Genomic DNA, 20,215 nt, shown 5'->3' with positions numbered 1-20,215 from the left:
TGAACTGTCAACTTAAATATCTTTGCTTTCTAAATTTTTGCTAACCTCTTCGTATTATGTATATAATTTTAGAAAGGGGATCTTTTCAAATTTAAATATAAAAATCCATCGTATTTATTAATACGGTGGATTTCATTTTTTATATAAAATTCATGCAAGAGATTAAAGCATGGCCTCTACAAAAAATTGCGTGATTTTTTCCATGGTCTCTGGACGAACAAGATGGGCTTCATCTTCTTCAATAAATTGAATATTTTCCTTGTCTCCATGTTCGGCTATAAACTCTACAACATGTTGATAGGGAACAACGACATCTTCTCGGCCGTGCCAAAAGAGAAGAGGGCGTCCATCTATTTTTTCAGGTTGTAAGGATAAATCGTATTCTGGAATCCATTTTAATAAAAGATTGTAATCATGAGGAAAGAAGCGATCCATTTGGCTAGCATGCTTGAAAATACGCTCTCGATAAGCAACTAGTTTTGGAGTACCCATTACACAAGCAGCAGCATCTATTTCGGGATGTTGTGTGAGCAAAGCAGTAGTTGTCATACCACCCATAGATAAACCACCTACACCGATTCTGTCATCGGCAAGTCCTTTTTTTTGTAAAAAATCTACAATATATCCAAATTCAAATAAATTGGTATGTATACTTTGCCAGAAGGTTAATGAAGGAATATCTGTCATCGGATTTTTACGTTTTCCATGATTAAAGGCATCCGGCAAGATGACTCGAAAACCTTCTCGAGCTAAATAACGTCCCTGTGTTAACGTGAGTTCTTTTGAAGACTGCCATCCGTGATAATAAATAATGAGTGGCAACGATTCGTGTTTGTTTTGTTCTGAAACAACTTCTAATATTGGAATGGTTCCTAATGTGTATTCTTCTATAGATAATTTCATTTCTGCACCTCTTTAATAGGATACCTAATTTTACCTCAAATTTCTACTTAGGGTATGTATAAGAAGAACTAATTTGACTTTGTAATCTCTGGCTCGCTATGATAATTAAAAGATAGCGCTTTAGTAAAGAGGGGGAGACATTTTGATAAAAGAAGTAGTGAAAGATATTTACACATTTCCAGTTACTTTACCGAATAATCTACTAAAAGCCTTAAATGTTTATGTTGTTAAAGGAGAAAATCGAATAGTTGTCTTTGATACAGGTTTTAATGCAGAAGCATCAAAGGAAGATTTGCTAAATGGATTAAAGGCTTTAGATGTATCTATAGAAGAAGTTGAAGTGATACTCACGCATTTGCATTCAGATCATGTAGGACTAGTTAACCTGTTTGCGGGTGCAGGTTGTAAAATCTATGCAGGAGAAGTAGATGGACAATTAATTAATGAAATGGTTACTCGAGAATATTGGGACTCTTTAGAAGCTTTAATTCCATTATATGGGATGGAAGAAGATGAGTTGATCACGGATGAGAATCCTGGATATAAGCACCGTTTAGAACGAACGATTGATTATATTGAACTAGAAATTGGCGAATATTTTGCTGTAGGGGATTATTGTTTTGAAATATTGGATTTAAGTGGACATACGCCGGGACATCTAGGATTTTATGATAAGGATAAAAAGATTTTATTAAGTGCCGACACAATTTTAGATCCGATTACACCAAATATTACTTTTTGGGGCTTTGAATATCCAGATATTTTAAATACTTATATAGAAACACTTTATTCATTAAAAGATTTAGAAATCGATTTAGCTTTAGCCACGCACCGAAAAATAATTGCAAATCCTCATGGACGTATAGATGAGCTTATTTTGCATCATGATGAAAGATTACAAGAAATATTAGATGCGATGGATTTTGGCAAAAAATATACGGTTCGTGAGATTTCTACAAATATTTCTTGGCGAATCCGTGCCGATAATTGGGATGAGTTTCCAAGAGCACAAAAATGGTTTGCGGCAGGAGAGACAATGGCTCATTTGCATCATCTAGCCAATACTAATTGCGTGAAGATGGATATGGGAGAGGGATCACTTAAGTTTACAAAACTTGAAGAGGAGATTGTACCTTTTAACAAAGAATCTGATGAATCGGTTAAATCTTTGTAGTACAATGCGAATCCTTTGTTATCTTAAGACATCCTTTATATACTAAAGATGGAAAACTACAGAACAACTACTTTAAGAAAGGATGTTTTTAGATGCAAGTAACATTTAAAGGAGATCCATTAGAAGTAAAAGGAACACAACCCATAGTCGGAGAACGAGCACCTGATGCAACATTAACGAATCGTCAAGGCGAAGAAGTAAAACTATCAAGTTTTTTTGGAAATCAACCTGTTGTAATAAGTGTGGTTCCCGATGTACAAACGAGAACCTGCGAACTACAAACGAAACGATTTTCTAAAGAACTTGCAGAAAAAGATGTCGTCTACTTGACAGTTAGCCGTAATACAGTAGATGAATTTAACCAATGGAATGACGAAAATGACTTAGATTTAACGACTTTATCTGACGCAAACCGTGAATTTGGGAAAGCGTATGGCTTAGGTGTTGATATGGGTGGCGATGAACGATTAGCTCGTTCAGTATTCTTAGTAGATCCGAAAGGGATTATCCAGTATGTTCAAATTGTGGAAGAAATTGCGGATGAACCGAATTACGATGCAACATTAGAAGCTATTGATAACCTCTAAGTTACTAATTTGTTATTAAGTAAAAAAAATAACTCCCTTAGTCAGCTCAATAGGCTGGCAAGGGAGTTATTGTTTTGTAAAATATAGGAATTACTCATCCTCTTCAAAAATATCCATATCTTCTGGAATCATAAATGGATCTTGTTCGTTAATATGGTCATAAAAAAGAATGCCATTTAAATGGTCAATCTCATGCTGGATAACAATTGCAGGGTATCCTTTAAAGCGTTTCTTAACTTTCTGGCCATCTAAATCGTAATATTGAACGGTAATTCGTTTATTACGGGGCACAAACCCTTCGTATAATTCATCAACAGATAGACATCCTTCACCATCTTGCAAAGCCGTTCTTTGGACTGAATGGCTCATTATTTTAGGATTTATCATTACCAAGCTAAGTGGCTCTGAACCTTCTAATTCAGCTGGAATATGAACGGCTAATATCTTTTTAGAGATATTTAATTGTGGAGCAGCAATACCGACTCCAGCTCGTAAATCATATTTTTCAGCTATTTCTTCATCCTGACTATTTTTTAAAAATTCAATCATATCGGATGCAAGATTTTTAAATTGATCATCTAATGGGAAAGAAACTTCTTCTGCTACTGTTCTTAAAGTAGGATGTTCATCCCTTATTATATCATCCATTGTAATCATTTAATCACCTCTCATACATGTACGTTTTATTATTTTAACATAATTGATTAGAAATGTATCAATAAAAGTTTATATTACAAAAAAGTTTTAAAAAATAATTATAATTATTTCCTTGCGACGAACTTCACTTACTCCTTCATTAGATTTTAATAATTTCGTCTTAATGGAAGGTTTTTTTAAAAAAAAAGACGGAGAAGCTTCAAATTATCATTTTACTTAAATGAGTTTTAAATGATTGTGAAAAAGCACTTTCATAATAAAAAAATCACAAGAAATCTAAAGCACTTAAAAACCAATAAAAAATTGATTTAAAGCGGTGAAGAAAGCTTGATTTTTTGTGAAATGAGTGTTATTTTTAAATGTGAAAAGTCATAAAAAACATAGTCACCTAACTATGATTTTGTGAATCATTTATTTTACTTAAGGAGAGGTATGGTTACAAATGGCAAAAAAACCTTTAGATTTTGACAAATTGGTCAAATCATATGGTGAACTATTCTCAATGGTTCAGATTCTTGATAAAGATGGAAAAATTGTAAACAAGAGCTTAGTTCCTGAATTATCTGATGAAGAACTTGTTGAATTAATGGAGAGAATGGTATTTTCAAGAGTACTACATGACCGTTCAATGGCATTGTCAAGACAAGGACGTCTTGGATTCTATGCTCCAACTGCTGGACAAGAAGCATCACAAATTGCTAGTCATTATGCTCTAGAAAAACAGGACTGGATTTATCCAGGTTATCGTGATATTCCTCAGCTAATTATGCACGGATTACCAATCTATAAAGCTTTCTTGTGGTCACGAGGACATGTAGAAGGAAATCATTATGATGATGATTTACATGTTATCCCACCACAAATTATTATTGGTGCTCAGTATATCCAAGCAATGGGGAATGCTGTGGGACAAAAGTTGGCTGGTAAAGAAAACGAAATAACAATTACTTATACAGGAGACGGTGGCTCTTCTCAAGGTGACGTTTATGAAGGAATTAACTTCGCAAGCCGTTACAAAGCTCCTGTTGTTTTTGTCATTCAAAATAATGGTTACGCAATCTCAACTCCACGAGAAAAACAAACTGCCGCAGAAACACTTGCACAAAAGGGTGTAGCAGCAGGTATTCCATCTATTCAAGTAGATGGTATGGATCCGTTAGCTGTTTATACAGTAACAAAGGCTGCACGTGATTGGGCAGTTGCTGGAAATGGTCCTGTATTGATTGAAACAATTACTAACCGTTTTGGTCCACATTCAACTTCAGGAGATGATCCAACTCGTTACCGTTCACAAGAATCATTTGACTACTGGGAACAACGAGACCCACTTATTCGTTTCCGTAACTATCTAACTGAAAAAGAATTATGGACAGAAGAACACGAAGAAGAATTAATTGAAAAAGTTCAAGAAGAAGTCCTGGCAGCAGCAAAAGAAGCTGACCAAGTAGAAAAAATGTCTGTTTCTGATAGCTTGAAATGGATGTATTCTAATCCTGGACAAAACATTCAAGAACAAATTGAAAAATACGAAGCAAAGGAGAGTAAATAATCATGACACAACAACTTAATATGGTTTCAGCAATTACTCAGGCCTTAGATCAAGAAATGGAAAAAAATGAAAAGGTCTTAGTATTTGGTGAAGACGTTGGTGTTAATGGTGGTGTATTCCGTGCAACAGAAGGTCTTCATGAAAAATATGGGGATGAACGGGTAAGTGATACACCTCTAGCTGAATCTGCAATCGGTGGTATGGCCTTTGGTTTATCAGTTCAAGGCTTCCGTCCAGTTGCTGAGATTCAATTCTTTGGTTTCGTATTTGAAGTTATGGATTCAGTTGTTGGGCAAATTTCTCGTCAACGTTTCCGTATGGGTGGACACCTAGATATGCCTGTTGTTATCCGTTCGCCATTTGGTGGTGGAGTTCGTACACCTGAAATGCATGCAGATAGTTTAGAAGGCTTAATGGCTCAAGCACCTGGCTTGAAAGTAGTTATTCCTTCAAATCCTTATGATGCAAAAGGTCTATTAACAGCAGCCATTCGTGACAATGATCCAGTTGTTTTCTTAGAGCACATGAAATTATATCGTTCATTCCGTGAAGAAGTTCCAGAAGAACAATATGAAATTGAACTAGGTAAAGCAAATGTAGCTCGTGAAGGGTCTGACGTTACTGTTGTCGCTTATGGATATATGGTTCGAGAAGCACTAAAAGCAGCTGAAGAATTAGAAAAAGAAGATCTATCAGTAGAAGTAATTGATCTACGTACTGTTTCTCCAATAGACTACGAAACAATTGTCGCTTCAGTTGAAAAAACAGGACGTATGGTGTTTGTTCAAGAAGCACAACGCCAAGCAGGAGTTGGGAACACAGTAATCTCTGAAATTTCTCAACGTTCAATTCTTTCATTGAAAGCTCCAATTTCTTTTGTATCTGCTCCAGATACTGTTTTCCCATTTGCACAAATGGAAAATCTATGGTTACCATCTGCTGCTGATATTACAGAAGCTATTAAAGAGACTGCGGATTTTTAATCGCATTTAAAAAATAATACGTGAGTAAAGAGATACTTCATTGTATCTCTTACTTACTGTAAAAAAGAAACAATTTCTCGAAGCAAAATTTATTTATGAAAAGAAGGGAAGAGTTATATAATGGCTTTTACATTTAAATTTCCTGATATGGGAGAAGGAATTGCTGAAGGTGAAATCGTTGATTGGCTAGTTGCTGAAGGCGACGAAGTTGAAGAAGGCGATTCAGTTGCTGAAGTTCAAAATGATAAATCCGTTGAAGAATTAGCAGCTCCTGTTTCAGGTAAAATTCAAAGTATCGAAGTGGATGCAGGAACACTTGTGACAGTTGGTGACAATATAATGGTTATCGACGACGGTTCAGAAGGTGGAGAAGAAGAACCAGCAAGTGATACAACTCCAGATGAAGAAGATCCTGTAGAAGAAGTGAGTGAAGAAACAGCGACAGAAGCTCCTTCAGAAACAGAATCAACTGGTGTTGTTGCAACTTCTGATCCAAATAAAATGGTTCTTGCAATGCCATCTGTACGTCAATATGCTCGCGAAAAAGATGTGGATATTAGTTTAGTAACGCCAACAGGTAAATCTGGTCGCGTGGTTAAAGAAGATATCGATAACTACGTAGAAAATGGTGGGGCAGAAGCCGTTTCTACAGAAGAAACAGCAACACAACCAGCCGTTTCAGGTCAAACAGTAGGCGGAGTTGAAGTTACTCCATACAAATCTGGTCGAGAAGACGAAGAAACTCGCGAACCATTGACAATGACACGTCGTGCAATTGCAAAAGCAATGGTTAAGAGTGCAACAGTTGTTCCTTCATTTGCATTATTTGATGAAGTTGTGGTTGATGAATTATGGGCACATCGTAAGAAATTTAAAGATGTTGCTGCTGAACAAGATACTAAACTTACATTCTTGCCATACATTGTTAAAGCAGTTGTAGCAATGATGAAAGAATTCCCAGTATTCAATGCATCTTTAGATGATACTACAGATGAAATTGTCTACAAACATTATTACAACATTGGTATTGCTACAGATACAGATAATGGTCTTTATGTACCTGTTATCCAAGATGCCAATACAAAACCTATGTTTGATATTGCTGATGAAATTATTGAATTATCAGGAAAAGCACATGAAAATAAATTAAGTGGAAAAGATATGGCAGACGGCTCAATTTCAATTTCTAATATTGGTTCAGTTGGTGGCGCACACTTCACACCAATTATAAATCACCCGGAATCAGCAATTGTTGGGGTTGGAATCATTTCAGACAAAGCTGTAGTTAACAGCGAAGGTGAAATTGTAGTTTCTAAAGTATTAGATTTATCACTTGTTGTTGACCACCGTATTATTGATGGTGCAGTTGCTCAACAAGCGATGAATTACTTGAAACAATTATTGTCAGACCCTGAATTATTATTGATGAAAGGTTAAGGTGAAGCTCTAATGGTTGTTGGAGATATGTCAATTGAACTAGATACAGTTGTGATCGGATCAGGTCCCGGTGGTTATGTAGCGGCTATTCGTGCAGCACAAATGGGCCAAAAAGTTGCAATTGTTGAGAAAGAATTTATTGGGGGAGCTTGCTTAAACGTTGGATGTATTCCTTCCAAGGCTTTAATTACAGCAGGTGAACGATTTAGCCAAGCAAAAGATTCAGAAATTTTTGGTGTTTCAACTGAAAATGTAACTATTGACTGGGCTAAGACACAAGAATGGAAACAAGAAAAAGTTGTTAATCGTTTAACTGGCGGAGTTGAAATGCTCTTAAAGAAAAATAAAGTTGAGATTCTTGAAGGAGAAGCGTTCTTTGTTGATACACATAATTTACGTGTAATGCAAGATGATGGCGCACAATCTTATTCTTATAACAACGCAATCATTGCTACAGGTTCTCGTCCAATTGAACTAAAAGGATTCGAATGGAGCAAACGCATTCTTAATTCAACTGGCGCATTAGCTTTAGAAGAGATTCCTGAAGCACTTACCGTAATCGGTGGTGGATATATCGGTAGTGAATTAGCTGGTGTATATGCATCTTTAGGAACTAAAGTAACGATCCTTGAAGGTCTTGACTCCATCTTAAGTGGATTCGATAAAGACATGGTAAAATTAGTTGAAAAAGAATTCAAAAATAATGGTACTGAAATTCATACAAAAGCTATGGCAAAAGGTGTTGAAGAAACAGACACTGGTGTTACAGTAACTTATGAAGTAGATGGTAAAGAAAAAACTGTCGAATCTGACTATGTATTAGTAACAGTGGGTCGTCGTCCAAACACAGATGAATTAGGTCTAGACATCGCTGGTGTTGAAGTTGATGATCGTGGTTTAATTAAGGTCGACGAACAAGGCCGAAGTGTAAGTGCTGATAGTATTTATGCTATCGGAGATGTTGTTCCTGGTGCTGCTTTAGCTCATAAAGCTTCTTATGAAGGGAAAATAGCTGCTGAAGCTATTTCCGGTAAAAAAGTAGCGGTTGATTATCGTGCCATGCCAGCCGTTGCTTTCACACATCCAGAGATTGCTTCTGTTGGTTATACAGCAGACGAAGCAAAAGAAGCTGGATTAGAAGTTACAGCTACTAAATTCCCATTAGGTGGGAATGGTCGTGCAATTTCTCTAGATCGTACAGAAGGTTTTGTCCGATTAATTACGACTAAAGAAGACAACGTAATTGTAGGTGCACAAGTGGCAGGTGTAAATGCCTCTGATTTAATTGCTGAATTAAGTTTAGCAGTTGAAAGTGGTATGAATGCTGAAGATATCTCTTTAACTATTCATGCTCATCCAACACTAGCAGAAGCTGTAATGGATACAGCAGAAGCTGCTCTTGGATTACCTATTCATATGTAAGAATTTAATCTAAAAGATTTAATCTAAGGTATGAAACCAAAAGCGTCACGACGTGTGCTGCTTTTGGTTTTTATCTTTTTATTTTAATAAAAGCTGTGTATTTTTTAGAAAAAATACACAAAGAAAGTAACGGGTTATTTTTTGAAAAAAGTATGCAGCCTACTAAATAAAAAATAGTTTATTCCATTAAAAATGAAATAAGAACCCATTAAACTGGACATTTTAACGTGTAGTTTTTTACTTATTGCGATAATTATGCTATCTTTGATAGGAATCGTATGGATTTTTTAGATGAAGGGGGATGTTTGAATGCAAATGACCGAAAAAAGAGATGTTTTGATAAAAGAATGGTTAAAAGAAGCTGCAACAGAAATAAAAGAGGCTCTACAACATGATTTAGAAGTAGAAGTTAAATCGAGAGCAAATGATTTAGTCACTCAAATGGATCGCAAGATAGAAAAAGAACTTGTACAGAAAATCAATCAGCATTTTCCAAATGATCTAATTATAAGTGAAGAAGGTTTTGGAGATCATGTTAGTAGAGAAGATTTTGAACAGCAGACTGTTTGGTTTTTAGACCCAATCGATGGAACTTTAAATTTTGTTTTACAAAATGAAAACTATGCGGTCATGTTGGCCGTGTATGAAAAGGGAATAGGAAAGCAAGCGTATATTTATGATATAACCCATAATAAATTGTACTGGGGAATAAAAGATAACGGGGTCTATTGTAATGATCAGCCGCTTCCTAAGATGAAGGATTTACCCCTGGACAAAGGACTTTTTGCTTCAAATAGTATGTTTTTATCGGACCAACAAGTTTCTTTTAACGCTGAGATTACAAAACGTGCAATGGGTGTTCGTACTATAGGCTCAGCAGGACTTGAATCTGTTGAGTTAACCAAAGGAAGCACCGTGGCTTATGTCTCTTATGGGTTAAAACCATGGGATATTGCTCCGGGGTTATTCCTAGTTGAAGAGAATGGCGGCGTGGTTACCCAATTTGATGGTTCTCGTGTTGACTTATTGAACACAAATCCGACAATAATGGCCACTCCAACTGCCCAAAAAGAAATTACTAAATTATTGTCATAAAAAATGAACTTTTTTCATTGAAAATTTAACTTTATTAAAGAATAATTTTGATAGGAACTATTTATTTCACATAAACATTGTTTTAATAACTAAATACTGGTAAAATACCTTAGTATTTTTTTGATACAACAAAGCGTAATCAGATTGAGGAGATTTTGATTAAAAATGAATTTTAGAGAAGATATTCGAAATATAGCAATTATTGCCCACGTTGACCATGGTAAAACAACTTTGGTTGACCAACTATTGACACAATCAACAACTCTCGATGAACATAATCAACTAGAAGACCGTGCAATGGATTCAGATGCGATTGAAAAAGAACGTGGAATCACTATTTTATCTAAAAATACGGCAGTAAATTATAATGATGCTGTTATTAATATTTTAGATACCCCAGGACATGCGGATTTTGGTGGGGAAGTAGAACGTATTTTAAAAATGGTTGATGGAGTCATCCTTGTAGTGGATGCTTTTGAAGGACCAATGCCTCAAACGCGTTTTGTTTTACAAAAAGCACTTGAGCAACAACTAAAACCAATTGTTGTTGTTAATAAAATTGACAAACCAACAGCTAATCCAGAAAAGGTTATTGATGAAGTTCTTGATTTATTTATTGAATTAGATGCAGATGATGACCAACTAGAATTTCCTGTAGTTTATGCTTCAGCCATTAATGGGACAAGTAGTTATTCATCGGATCCAGCTGATCAAGAAGAAACGATGGCACCTGTTTTTGAAACCATTCTAAAAGAAATTCCCGCACCAGTTGACAATACAGATGAACCTTTACAATTCCAAGTCTCTTTACTCGATTATAATGACTATGTAGGTCGTGTTGGGATTGGTCGTGTATTTCGTGGAGAAATTAAAGTTGGCGATAATGTAACTTTAAATAAACTCGACGGTTCCACTAAGGACTTCCGAGTAACGAAATTATTTGGATTCTTTGGTTTGGAACGACTTGAAATAGAATCAGCTAAAGCAGGAGATATTGTTGCTATTTCTGGTTTTGAAGATATATTTGTTGGAGAGACTGTTACACCAACGGACCATTTAGATCCGCTACCTATATTACACATTGATGAACCAACCCTTCAAATGACCTTTTTAGTTAACAATTCACCTTTTGCAGGTCGTGAAGGTAAGTGGGTAACAGCAAGTAAAATTGAAGAACGACTACAAACACAATTACAAACAGATGTTTCGTTAAAAGTAGAACCGACAGAAGCTCCGGATGCTTGGGTTGTTTCTGGTCGTGGAGAATTGCACTTATCTATTTTAATCGAAAATATGCGTCGAGAAGGATTTGAACTTCAAGTGTCTCGTCCGAAAGTTATTTTAAGAGAAGTAGATGGGGTTACTTGTGAACCTTTTGAATCTGTTCAAATTGATACACCAGAAGAGTATATGGGTTCTGTAATTGAACGTTTAAGTCAACGTAAAGCAGTGATGCAAGATATGGAACACACTGGAAATGGACAAGTTCGCTTACATTTTCTAGCTCCTTCCCGTGGATTAATTGGCTTTACTAATGAATTCTTATCTATCACTCATGGTTATGGAATTATCAATCACTCATTTTCAGAATACTTACCTGTTATTAAAGAACAAATTACAGGTAGACGAAATGGTTCATTAGTTTCATCAGATAATGGACGTGTGACCACTTATAGTATTATGCATTTAGAAGATCGTGGAACTATTTTTGTAGAGCCAGGGACTGAAGTGTATGAAGGAATGATTGTTGGGGAAAATAACCGCGACAATGATTTATCCATTAACTTAACGAAAGAAAAACAAAAAACAAACGTACGCTCTGCTAATAAAGACCAAACCAGTGTAATTAAAGAACCAAAAATCTTAACCCTTGAAGAGTCCATGAATTTCTTAGCAGATGACGAATATTGTGAAGTAACACCAGATTCTATTCGTTTACGTAAAGTTATTTTAAATACGAATCAAAGAGATAAAGCTAGAAAAAATAAAGAAAAAAAATAAGATTAACATGATTTCGTTTAAGAATTTAAGGAAGTTTCCAACATTCTTAAATTTTCTGTGTTATAATTTAACAGAAGAATAAGAGCGTGATAATTATGGAAAATGAAACAATCTACGATTCAGCTACTCAGTTATTATTAGATGAAGCAGAACAAATTCTACAAACAATAAAAAATCAAGAAGTTGCTTGTACGTCGTGTCCAATATTTGAAGAAATTATGGATACAAAGCTATTTGGCTTTTCAGAAAAAGTTAAGTTCGCTATTGAACTAGGTGTTATTGAAGATGACTTAGGTCAGCTAATGTTGAGTAATTTAGAACGTGCAATGAGCGAAGTATATGAAAGCATAGCTGAAAAATAATAATATATTGAAAGAATCTCTTGTTAAGTCATTCGTTTCCATCTTTTTTGGAAAGCAATCACTTAATCAAGAGATTTTTTATATGGTTTGTTATAATAATGAGAGATTATTTTGGAAATGAGCGATATGGATGAATGATTTAAAAAATATTAATACAGATTCTGATTTTGAAAAGCGTACGGGTTTAATTGTATGGTTGCATTCTAAAAGAAATATTAAACGCTTGATGAATTTTGGCGTTTTGCATTATGTCTCTAGGAAGATGAATTATGCAATTTTATATGTATCTACAGATAAAGTTGAAAAGATAGTAGAACGATTAACCAAAGAAAATTATGTTAAATCTGTTGAAATTTCTCAATTGAGAGATTTACCTATTCATTATGATGATGTGTTAGAAAATATGAAACAAGAAATTGAAAATAAAAAGCGTCAAGAAAAAGTAAAGAATTCTGGAATAGATAGTGAATTAGATTATAAAGTTTGGTAGGGAGAGTCTATGCGAATTATATCAGGGGTTTACGGTGGACGACCATTAGAAAGTTTACCTGGTCGAAATACTCGACCAACAGGAGATAAATTAAAAGAAACTTTATTTAACATTATTGGCCCATATTTTAAAGGGGGCAAGGTATTAGATTTGTATGCAGGAAGCGGTGCTTTAGGGATTGAAGCTGTCTCTCGTGGAATGGATGAGGCTGTTTTAGTCGATAGTAACCACACAGCTACTCGAGTAATAAATGAGAACATTCAAATAACAAAAGAATCCTTTAAATTCGAAGTACTCGATACTTCTTCTGACGCAGCTGTCAATCTATTGGCTAACCGCTATGAAAAGTTCCGTCTGATCTTTTTGGATCCTCCATATGCGAATCACTCCATTGAAAAAGATATTGAACAGATTATTAATCAAGATTTATTAGATGAAGTTGCTTTAATTGTCTGTGAGGTAGCTAGTGAAGTCACTTTACCAGAAGAAATAATGGGGATTCAGTTATGGGATGAGCGAAGATTTGGTAAATCGAGACTTTATATTTATCAACAAATTAATCAATAGATAAGAGGTAGTTAGGATGACAAAAGCAATTTATGCAGGTAGTTTTGACCCATTTACTTTAGGACATTTAGATATTGTGAACCGAGCTTCAATGATGTTTGATGAGGTATTTATAGCTTTAGGTACAAATACTTCGAAAAAGTCTCTCTTTACTGCAGATGAAAAAGTCGAAATGATCCAAGAAGTCATTGATAAATCCTCAAAGAGTAATGTAAAAGTAATCCAATTTACAGATGGGCTGATTGTAGATTTAGCCAAAAAACTGGAGGCAAATGTAATGCTTAGGGGATTACGATCTGCTACAGATATGGAATACGAAATGAATATAGCTTCTATGAATAAAACACAAGCTCCAGAGATTGAATCTGTTTTTTTAATGGCGAATGAGAAATATCGTTTTATAAGCTCTTCATTAATTAAAGAAATTGCGCAATTTGATGGGGATATTTCAGGAATGGTTCCTGAAAATATCGCAAAGCGTATGAAAGAGAAATATATTAAGAAGTAAATGGAAGTAGGATGATGAGATGAAAAAATTATCTAAATGGATTAAAGCTCTTTTAATATTAGGCGTTTTGTATCTATTTTTCTTTTTACCCCTGCCTTTATATTTGGAAGTTCCTGGGAGAGCTTTTGAATTAAATGATATGGTAGAAGTTGATGATGAATATTTTACCGATTCTGGTGAGTTTTATATCACAACGGTTGGTATTCAACAAGCCACACCTTTTACAGCTTTATCGAGTGTCCTTCCATTTAGAGATTTAGTAACAGAAAAAGATTTATTTGGTGATATTGACAACTATGAAGAATACGATGTTATTCAACAATATTATATGGATAGTTCAATAAATACTGCTATACAAGTGGCCTTTGAAGCGGCAGATAAGGATTATGAGCTTCATTATAACGGTGTATATGTCCTTCAAGTTCTAGATAATTCTTCCTTTGCCGGAGAATTGAAAGTAGGGGATACGGTAAAATCGGTAGATGGCCATTCTTTTAACAACTCACATGATTTTATTGAATATGTTGCCGATAAAGATGTTGGAGAAAAAGTAGATATTGAATTTGAGAGAGAGGGTCAGCTATTAACTGCCTTTGGTGAATTAGTGCCTTTAGATACTGGGATAGCTGGTATTGGAATTGGTTTAGTTGATAATACAAGCATTGAGACAGTACCCGCAGTTTCTATTCATTCCGGTGAAATTGGAGGTCCTTCTGCCGGCTTAATGTTTTCATTACAAATCTATAGCCAATTAACGGGAGAAAATATTCATGGATCACACAAAATAGCAGGGACAGGAACGATTTCTCCGGATGGTTCAGTCGGAAGAATCGGGGGCATTGCCAAGAAAGTTGTCGCAGCAGACGAAGAAGGAGCGGAATATTTCTTTGCTCCAGATGATGAATTAGATGAGGATGTTCGAAAGTTGTATCCCGAGTTACAGTCTAATTACCAAGAAGCGCTAGATGCTGCAGAAGCGATAGACACGGATATGGAAATTATCCCCGTTAAAACTATAACCGATGCGTTAGATTTTCTTAAAGAGTTGAAACAAGAAACAATAGCTCTAAGTATTCAGCCATCTCTTGGAAATATCGGCGATTGGGTACCTGCAGCGGATTAATAGTCAATTGTAAAAAACAGATCTTATCCTTAAAAAGGTGTAAGATCTTTTTTTGTAGTTTACTGTATATAGGAATTAAATTTAAAGATAAACAAAAAATTAAAATAAAATGAATATTTTCCTCATTTTGTCTTGTAAAAAAATTAGAAAACGGTTAAAATACAAATATCATATTTGAAGGGGGTCTTTACAATGAAAATCATTGTGAATGAACATTTACAAATTAAATATTTATTAACCTCCTGCTTTAAGGCTATTTGAATACATTTTTCGAATAAAATGTAACTTTTGCGCAATCTGTCTAATGCTGGATTGCGCTATTTTTATGTTTAATTATAAGAGATGTCATTTGTTTATAGTTTTTAGTGGGGTGAAATGAGGGAATTATTATATGTTTGAAGTCATGTTAAAATTAAAAGACTTTTTTAATAAAAATAAAAAAGATTACATCCGATCATTTATAACAATGATTGCGAGTAATTTATTTAGTGTTTTTATTCCTTACTTAATTGGTCAATTAATTGATTATATTGTCCAAGATGAACTAACTTATCGTTTACTAATAAAAGTAATCAGCGCTTTTTTATTTAGCTTAATCGCTGCTTATATCTTTGAATTTATTTGGTCGTACTACCTTTTTACTGGTGCTGCTAAGTTACAGCGAAGTATGCGCGATAACCTAATGGCACATTTTTTAAATATGCGTTCGATTTTCTTTGAGAAATTTCGAGTAGGAGATTTAATGGCAAGATCTACTCAAGATGTTCGAGCCATTGCAGATACTGCAGGGTATGGGATGATGGTTTTGATGAATGCAACCTTATTTCTTACAACCATTGTTGGTATGATGGGTTTTTCAGTATCTTGGCGTTTAACAATCTTTAGTTTATTCCCTTTAATCATATTAGCTTATACTTTTGATAAGTTAGGAAATGAATTAGAAAAGAGGTTCAGTATTGCGCAGGAATCTTTTTCATCATTGAATAATGATGTATTAGAAGTAGTGGATGGGATTCGTGTCATTCGTGCTTATGTTAAAGAAGAAGATTATCTTGATAAGTTTCGGAAGCAAACGGAAAGTATGCTTGTAAAAAATAATCGAGTAGCGGATATTAATGCGATGTTTATGCCTTTTGTTAAGATCATTACAAGTATTTGTACAGTGATTTCTTTTGGATATGGTACTTTTTTAGTTTATGAAGGAACGTTATCCGTTGGAAATATTGTGGCTTTTCAAATGTATTTAGGGATGATTATCTGGCCCATTATTTCAATTGGTGAGTTAACCAATGTCCTTCGTCAAGGAAGTGCAGCAATGATTCGAGTGGAAGATGTTTTAAATACAACAGATGAGATGGAAGAAAATGGTTTTAAGGATATTGAAGATTCTAATGACATAGTTATGCAAAACTTGAATTTTCAATATCCTACAAGTCAAGAGATGAACTTATCTCAGATTAATATTGAAATTCCAAAAGGAAAAACAATGGGGATTGTAGGGAAAACTGGTGCTGGAAAAACAACGTTACTTCGACAATTTTTAAGGCAATATCCTTTAGGGGACGGGGACTTTTTCTATGGGGATGATGGAGTATTGGATTACCAAAGAAATCAAATCCAGCATCTAATTGGGTATGTGCCCCAAGATCATATTCTGTTTTCAAGGAGTGTGCGCGATAATATTGCTTTTGGTAAAGGACAGGCGTCCGATCAAGAAATATTGGAGAGTATAAAGATTGCAGCTTTTGATGAAGATTTACTTCAAATGAACAAAGGCTTAGATACGATGATTGGCGAGAAAGGGGTCTCTATTTCTGGGGGACAAAAACAACGGATTTCATTAGCGCGAGCCCTAATTAAAAATCCTGAAATTCTTATTTTGGATGATGCTCTATCAGCTGTAGATGCTAAAACAGAACAGAGAATTATCTCCAATATTCAACAAGTTCGTACGAACAAAACTACATTGATTTCTACGCATCGTTTATCGGCTGTTAAGGAAGCAGATGAGATTATTGTTCTTGAAGAAGGACAAATTGTCGAGCATGGAAATCATGAAGAACTTTTAGCATTACAAGGTTGGTACTACAAGCAGTATCTTCGTCAAGAGTTGAAAGAAGGTGACGCATAATGGCTACAGTCAAACGTTTATTATCTTATATGAAATACAGTAAAGGAAGTTTTGTACTTGGTTTTATCTTTTTAATTATTGCAGTTATCACGGATTTATCCGCCCCTTTGATTGCTCAGCAAGTTATTGATTATGTGATTACACCAGCAGCAGAAAATGGCGAAGTCTTTACAGATGATTTAGTACGTTTATTGGGGATATTTTCAGTATTAACGTTAGTAACTGCGGTATTACGATATTTTAGCTATCTTATTTTAACCAAAGCCGCAAATGGCATTGTAAAAGTATTGCGTGACCAATCGTATAAACATCTCCAAACGTTACCGATTAGTTATTTTGATCATTTACCTGCAGGAAAAGTTGTGTCAAGGATTACCAATGATTCAGAAGTTTTAAGGCAACAATTTTATGTCGCAACCATCAGTAATGTGATGCTCAATTTTGCTTATGTTATTGGGACTTATACCGCTATTAGTCGTTTACATCGTGGTTTAGGAGTAGCATTGCTTATTTTAATACCTTTGATGTATTTATGGCATAAATTTTATAGCAAGTATGCGGGAGCCCTTAGTCGCAAAGAACGAGAATTAAACAGTGAACTCAATGCAAAAATTAACGAATCTGTTCAAGGAATGTCTATTATTCAAGCTTTCCAACAAGAAGAGAAAATAAAAGAAGAATTTGATGAAGTAAATCAAGAATGGTTTGATACGGAAAGAAAATATGTCATCCTTGACTCAGCTGTTCAATTTACTTTAGGAGGATTATTAAGACACATTGCTTTATTACTAACTATGGTTTACTTTTCTACACAATATTTAAATGGTATTTTAGGAATTTCCATTGGGACATTGTATGTGTTTGGTGATTATATCACTCGGCTATTCGACCCTATCCAAGGGATTATTCAACAAATGGCTTTTGTTCAGCAGGCCATTGCTGCTGGAGAACGTATTTTTGAATTGATGGATACGCCAGGTGAGATTGAAGAAGAGAAAAAATTAGCTATAGAAGCAGGAAAAGTTGATTTTAATCATGTTTCATTTGGTTATGAAGAAGACAAAAAGGTATTAAAAGATATACATTTTACCGCAAATTCTGATGAAACTGTTGCTTTAGTTGGACACACAGGGTCTGGAAAAAGTTCTATAATGAACTTATTATTTCGATTTTATGATCCTATAGAAGGACAAATTTTAATTGATGGGATGAATACAGTGGAATATACCCGCCAAAGTGTAAGAAAAGGAATGGGCATTGTTTTACAAGATCCCTATCTATTTACTGGAACACTTTATTCCAATATAGCTTTAGATGACCCGACAATTTCGAAAGAAAAAGCTGAGGAAGCATTAATTAAAGTCGGTGGAAAAAAGATGTTAGAAAACTTTGAGCATGGTATTTTTGAACTTGTTGTTGAAAAAGGTAGTACGCTAAGTTCTGGTCAAAGACAGTTGATTTCTTTTGCAAGAGCTTTAGCATTTGATCCGAAAATTTTAATTTTAGACGAAGCAACATCTTCAATTGATACAGAAACAGAAGAACTTATTCAGCAAGCTATGGAAGTATTAAAAGAAGGAAGAACAACTTTCATTATTGCACATCGGTTGTCAACGATTCAACATGCTGATCAAATTTTAGTATTATCAAATGGTGAAATTGTTGAACAAGGAACGCATCAAACGTTACTAGAAAAAGATGGACAATATGCAGAGATGTATCATATGCAAAGACAGAGACTTTAGAACCTAATAGGTTAGTGAGTATATTAAATGAACCTAGTATTTTAGTTTTAATATTTAAGGAGTTGATGAATTCATTAACTCCTTTTTCTTATATCTTTTCATTATAAAAAAATAGAATTATGACCAGTAACAAAAAACATTAAAGTTTTTTCGAGAAATTTCATTTTTTTGGCTAATTATATATATAGGAGGAAATTTAGGGAAAGCTAGGTGAAGTCCATGGAAAAAATTAGACGAAAAATTGAAAAGCATTGGCAAGCATTGATTATTTTATTAATTAGTTTAATCCTTGGATTAATTATTAGTTTGTTTTTTTTAGCCCCATCTTTCAGAGGAAAAGAAATCAATCAAGGAACGGATTTAATTGAAGAATTAATGAATGAGGATGAAGAAGACATTTTATCAGAAGAAAGTGAAGCCTCAACTGATAAAGAAGAGCAAATAGCTGAATCACTGAAAGAAATCATTGTAGATATTAAAGGGCAGGTAAAAGTTCCAGGAGTTTATCATATGGAAGAAGGAAGCAGGATTATTGATGTTATCGAAAAGGCAGGAGGATTATTGGACGAATCCGAAACAACTGCCGTTAATTTTGCTCAGCTTCTTTCGGATCAGATGGTTATTTATGTTCCGAAAATAGGCGAAGATATACCAGTAGAGTCTACAATATCGCAGGAGATAGCGGAAGGAGGGGAACAAGAACAATCAAAAATAAATATTAATGAAGCCGATAAGGAAGCTTTAATGACTCTTAATGGCATTGGAGACTCAAAAGCGGAAAATATTCTTGCTTATCGAGAAGAAAATGGATTGTTTAAAAGCATTGAGGATATAAAAAATGTTTCAGGGATTGGTGAGGCAACGTTTAACAATTTAAAAGATTCAATTGTAGTAGGTTACTAATGAGATATACCCTCAATCAAAATTGCTTCCCTTTATAACGTTTAGTATAATTTAAATATTATAATCGAGAATTAAAATGATAAATGGAGGATTTATAAATGACAAAACGTATTCCTTGGAATCAGTATTTTATGGCTCAAAGCTTACTGATCTCTACACGAAGTACTTGTACAAGATTAGCTGTTGGTGCAACCATAGTGCGCAATAAGCGTGTGATTTCAGGTGGTTATAACGGTTCGGTAAGTGGCGATATCCATTGTTCAGAGGCGGGCTGCAAATTGGTAGATGGACATTGTGTACGGACGATTCATGCAGAAGCTAATGCCATTTTACAGTGTGCTAAATTTGGTATTCCGACTGATGGTGCAGATATTTATGTTTCTTATTTTCCTTGTCTACAGTGTACAAAAATGATTATTCAAGCAGGGATTAAAAATTTATACTACTTACATGATTACAATAATAACGAATATGCCAAAGAATTATTGGAGCACGCTGATATTAAAAGGATAAAAGTAGAGATGCCGGAGGACTTTTTCCAAAAGGTCCAAGTAAGTTTCTCAAAAGAATAAATAGTA

The 20,215-nt window shown here is 34.6% G+C and carries 19 protein-coding genes; 17 read left to right on the top strand and 2 right to left on the bottom strand.

The window, feature by feature from the left end; all coding sequences use genetic code 11:
• Positions 1-162: 162 nt before the first annotated feature.
• Entirely contained in the window at positions 163-903 is a 741-nt protein-coding gene (locus BUB96_RS05165; RefSeq protein WP_073297399.1) for an alpha/beta fold hydrolase, read from the bottom strand.
• Positions 904-1,045: 142 nt separating this feature from the next.
• On the opposite strand from BUB96_RS05165, the gene BUB96_RS05160 reads away from it, so the two are divergent.
• Together BUB96_RS05160 and BUB96_RS05155 are read left to right on the top strand one after the other, a co-directional pair.
• Complete coding sequence (locus BUB96_RS05160) at positions 1,046-2,077, top strand: MBL fold metallo-hydrolase (protein WP_073297396.1); 1,032 nt, start codon at positions 1,046-1,048, stop codon at positions 2,075-2,077.
• 92 nt (positions 2,078-2,169) lie between these two features.
• Positions 2,170-2,664, top strand: coding sequence for a thiol peroxidase (locus BUB96_RS05155; protein WP_073297393.1), 495 nt, complete (start codon positions 2,170-2,172; stop codon positions 2,662-2,664).
• Positions 2,665-2,754: 90 nt separating this feature from the next.
• On the opposite strand, the gene def is transcribed toward BUB96_RS05155, so the two are convergent.
• A complete protein-coding gene (gene def / locus BUB96_RS05150) occupies positions 2,755-3,321 on the bottom strand; it encodes a peptide deformylase (protein ID WP_073297389.1) in 567 nt (188 codons plus the stop codon).
• 442 nt (positions 3,322-3,763) lie between these two features.
• Here def and pdhA point away from each other — a divergent pair, with 442 nt between their 5' ends.
• The 15 genes from pdhA (at position 3,764) to BUB96_RS05075 (ending at position 20,209) form a co-directional block, all read left to right on the top strand.
• Positions 3,764-4,870 carry a pyruvate dehydrogenase (acetyl-transferring) E1 component subunit alpha gene (pdhA, locus tag BUB96_RS05145; protein WP_073297387.1) on the top strand — a complete coding sequence of 369 codons (1,107 nt, stop codon included), beginning with the start codon at positions 3,764-3,766 and terminating at the stop codon, positions 4,868-4,870.
• A gap of 2 nt (positions 4,871-4,872) precedes the next feature.
• Positions 4,873-5,853 (top strand): alpha-ketoacid dehydrogenase subunit beta, encoded by a 981-nt coding sequence (locus tag BUB96_RS05140; RefSeq protein ID WP_073297385.1) that lies wholly within the window; start codon positions 4,873-4,875, stop codon positions 5,851-5,853.
• Positions 5,854-5,973: 120 nt separating this feature from the next.
• Positions 5,974-7,290 (top strand): dihydrolipoamide acetyltransferase family protein, encoded by a 1,317-nt coding sequence (locus tag BUB96_RS05135; protein ID WP_073297383.1) that lies wholly within the window; start codon positions 5,974-5,976, stop codon positions 7,288-7,290.
• 12 nt (positions 7,291-7,302) lie between these two features.
• Positions 7,303-8,712: a dihydrolipoyl dehydrogenase gene (lpdA, locus tag BUB96_RS05130; protein WP_073297381.1), complete on the top strand. Its 1,410-nt coding sequence runs from the start codon at positions 7,303-7,305 to the stop codon at positions 8,710-8,712.
• Between the two features lie 309 nt (positions 8,713-9,021).
• Positions 9,022-9,807, top strand: coding sequence for an inositol monophosphatase family protein (locus BUB96_RS05125; RefSeq protein ID WP_073297378.1), 786 nt, complete (start codon positions 9,022-9,024; stop codon positions 9,805-9,807).
• 165 nt (positions 9,808-9,972) lie between these two features.
• Complete coding sequence (gene typA, locus BUB96_RS05120) at positions 9,973-11,808, top strand: translational GTPase TypA (protein ID WP_073297374.1); 1,836 nt, start codon at positions 9,973-9,975, stop codon at positions 11,806-11,808.
• Between the two features lie 95 nt (positions 11,809-11,903).
• Entirely contained in the window at positions 11,904-12,170 is a 267-nt protein-coding gene (locus tag BUB96_RS05115) for a DUF1507 family protein (protein ID WP_073297370.1), read from the top strand.
• Between the two features lie 130 nt (positions 12,171-12,300).
• Positions 12,301-12,660, top strand: a complete 360-nt coding sequence (locus BUB96_RS05110) for a DUF2129 domain-containing protein (protein ID WP_073297367.1) — start codon at positions 12,301-12,303, stop codon at positions 12,658-12,660.
• A gap of 9 nt (positions 12,661-12,669) precedes the next feature.
• Positions 12,670-13,227, top strand: coding sequence for a 16S rRNA (guanine(966)-N(2))-methyltransferase RsmD (rsmD, locus tag BUB96_RS05105; protein WP_073297364.1), 558 nt, complete (start codon positions 12,670-12,672; stop codon positions 13,225-13,227).
• Positions 13,228-13,243: 16 nt separating this feature from the next.
• On the top strand, positions 13,244-13,735 hold the full coding sequence (coaD, locus tag BUB96_RS05100; protein WP_073297361.1) for a pantetheine-phosphate adenylyltransferase: 492 nt from the start codon (positions 13,244-13,246) through the stop codon (positions 13,733-13,735).
• A 19-nt stretch (positions 13,736-13,754) separates the two neighbouring features.
• On the top strand, positions 13,755-14,858 hold the full coding sequence (locus BUB96_RS05095; RefSeq protein WP_073297358.1) for a SepM family pheromone-processing serine protease: 1,104 nt from the start codon (positions 13,755-13,757) through the stop codon (positions 14,856-14,858).
• A 391-nt stretch (positions 14,859-15,249) separates the two neighbouring features.
• The gene (locus tag BUB96_RS05090) at positions 15,250-16,989 is read left to right on the top strand and encodes an ABC transporter ATP-binding protein (protein WP_073297355.1); all 1,740 of its coding nucleotides are present in this window, start codon (positions 15,250-15,252) and stop codon (positions 16,987-16,989) included.
• Positions 16,986-18,734 (top strand): ABC transporter ATP-binding protein, encoded by a 1,749-nt coding sequence (locus tag BUB96_RS05085; RefSeq protein WP_084136878.1) that lies wholly within the window; start codon positions 16,986-16,988, stop codon positions 18,732-18,734. The genes BUB96_RS05090 and BUB96_RS05085 overlap by 4 nt, the downstream gene beginning before the upstream one ends.
• A 219-nt stretch (positions 18,735-18,953) precedes the next feature.
• Positions 18,954-19,637, top strand: coding sequence for a helix-hairpin-helix domain-containing protein (locus tag BUB96_RS05080; RefSeq protein WP_073297349.1), 684 nt, complete (start codon positions 18,954-18,956; stop codon positions 19,635-19,637).
• Between the two features lie 98 nt (positions 19,638-19,735).
• Positions 19,736-20,209, top strand: a complete 474-nt coding sequence (locus tag BUB96_RS05075; protein ID WP_073297346.1) for a ComE operon protein 2 — start codon at positions 19,736-19,738, stop codon at positions 20,207-20,209.
• Positions 20,210-20,215: the final 6 nt, after the last annotated feature.

Source organism: Atopostipes suicloacalis DSM 15692, assembly GCF_900129085.1.
Classification (GTDB): Bacteria; Bacillota; Bacilli; order Lactobacillales; family Carnobacteriaceae_A; genus Atopostipes; species Atopostipes suicloacalis.
This window is presented reverse-complemented; position numbering and strand designations above follow the sequence as displayed.

What these genes read in the sequence shown, in the direction of transcription:
- BUB96_RS05165 (WP_073297399.1), bottom strand. Translation starts at nt 903, where the DNA reads ATGAAATTATCTATAGAAGAATACACATTAGGAACCATTCCAATATTA.
- BUB96_RS05155 (WP_073297393.1), top strand. Translation starts at nt 2,170, where the DNA reads ATGCAAGTAACATTTAAAGGAGATCCATTAGAAGTAAAAGGAACACAA.
- def (WP_073297389.1), bottom strand. Translation starts at nt 3,321, where the DNA reads ATGATTACAATGGATGATATAATAAGGGATGAACATCCTACTTTAAGA.
- pdhA (WP_073297387.1), top strand. Translation starts at nt 3,764, where the DNA reads ATGGCAAAAAAACCTTTAGATTTTGACAAATTGGTCAAATCATATGGT.
- BUB96_RS05140 (WP_073297385.1), top strand. Translation starts at nt 4,873, where the DNA reads ATGACACAACAACTTAATATGGTTTCAGCAATTACTCAGGCCTTAGAT.
- BUB96_RS05135 (WP_073297383.1), top strand. Translation starts at nt 5,974, where the DNA reads ATGGCTTTTACATTTAAATTTCCTGATATGGGAGAAGGAATTGCTGAA.
- lpdA (WP_073297381.1), top strand. Translation starts at nt 7,303, where the DNA reads ATGGTTGTTGGAGATATGTCAATTGAACTAGATACAGTTGTGATCGGA.
- BUB96_RS05125 (WP_073297378.1), top strand. Translation starts at nt 9,022, where the DNA reads ATGCAAATGACCGAAAAAAGAGATGTTTTGATAAAAGAATGGTTAAAA.
- typA (WP_073297374.1), top strand. Translation starts at nt 9,973, where the DNA reads ATGAATTTTAGAGAAGATATTCGAAATATAGCAATTATTGCCCACGTT.
- BUB96_RS05115 (WP_073297370.1), top strand. Translation starts at nt 11,904, where the DNA reads ATGGAAAATGAAACAATCTACGATTCAGCTACTCAGTTATTATTAGAT.
- BUB96_RS05110 (WP_073297367.1), top strand. Translation starts at nt 12,301, where the DNA reads ATGAATGATTTAAAAAATATTAATACAGATTCTGATTTTGAAAAGCGT.
- rsmD (WP_073297364.1), top strand. Translation starts at nt 12,670, where the DNA reads ATGCGAATTATATCAGGGGTTTACGGTGGACGACCATTAGAAAGTTTA.
- coaD (WP_073297361.1), top strand. Translation starts at nt 13,244, where the DNA reads ATGACAAAAGCAATTTATGCAGGTAGTTTTGACCCATTTACTTTAGGA.
- BUB96_RS05095 (WP_073297358.1), top strand. Translation starts at nt 13,755, where the DNA reads ATGAAAAAATTATCTAAATGGATTAAAGCTCTTTTAATATTAGGCGTT.
- BUB96_RS05090 (WP_073297355.1), top strand. Translation starts at nt 15,250, where the DNA reads ATGTTTGAAGTCATGTTAAAATTAAAAGACTTTTTTAATAAAAATAAA.
- BUB96_RS05080 (WP_073297349.1), top strand. Translation starts at nt 18,954, where the DNA reads ATGGAAAAAATTAGACGAAAAATTGAAAAGCATTGGCAAGCATTGATT.
- BUB96_RS05075 (WP_073297346.1), top strand. Translation starts at nt 19,736, where the DNA reads ATGACAAAACGTATTCCTTGGAATCAGTATTTTATGGCTCAAAGCTTA.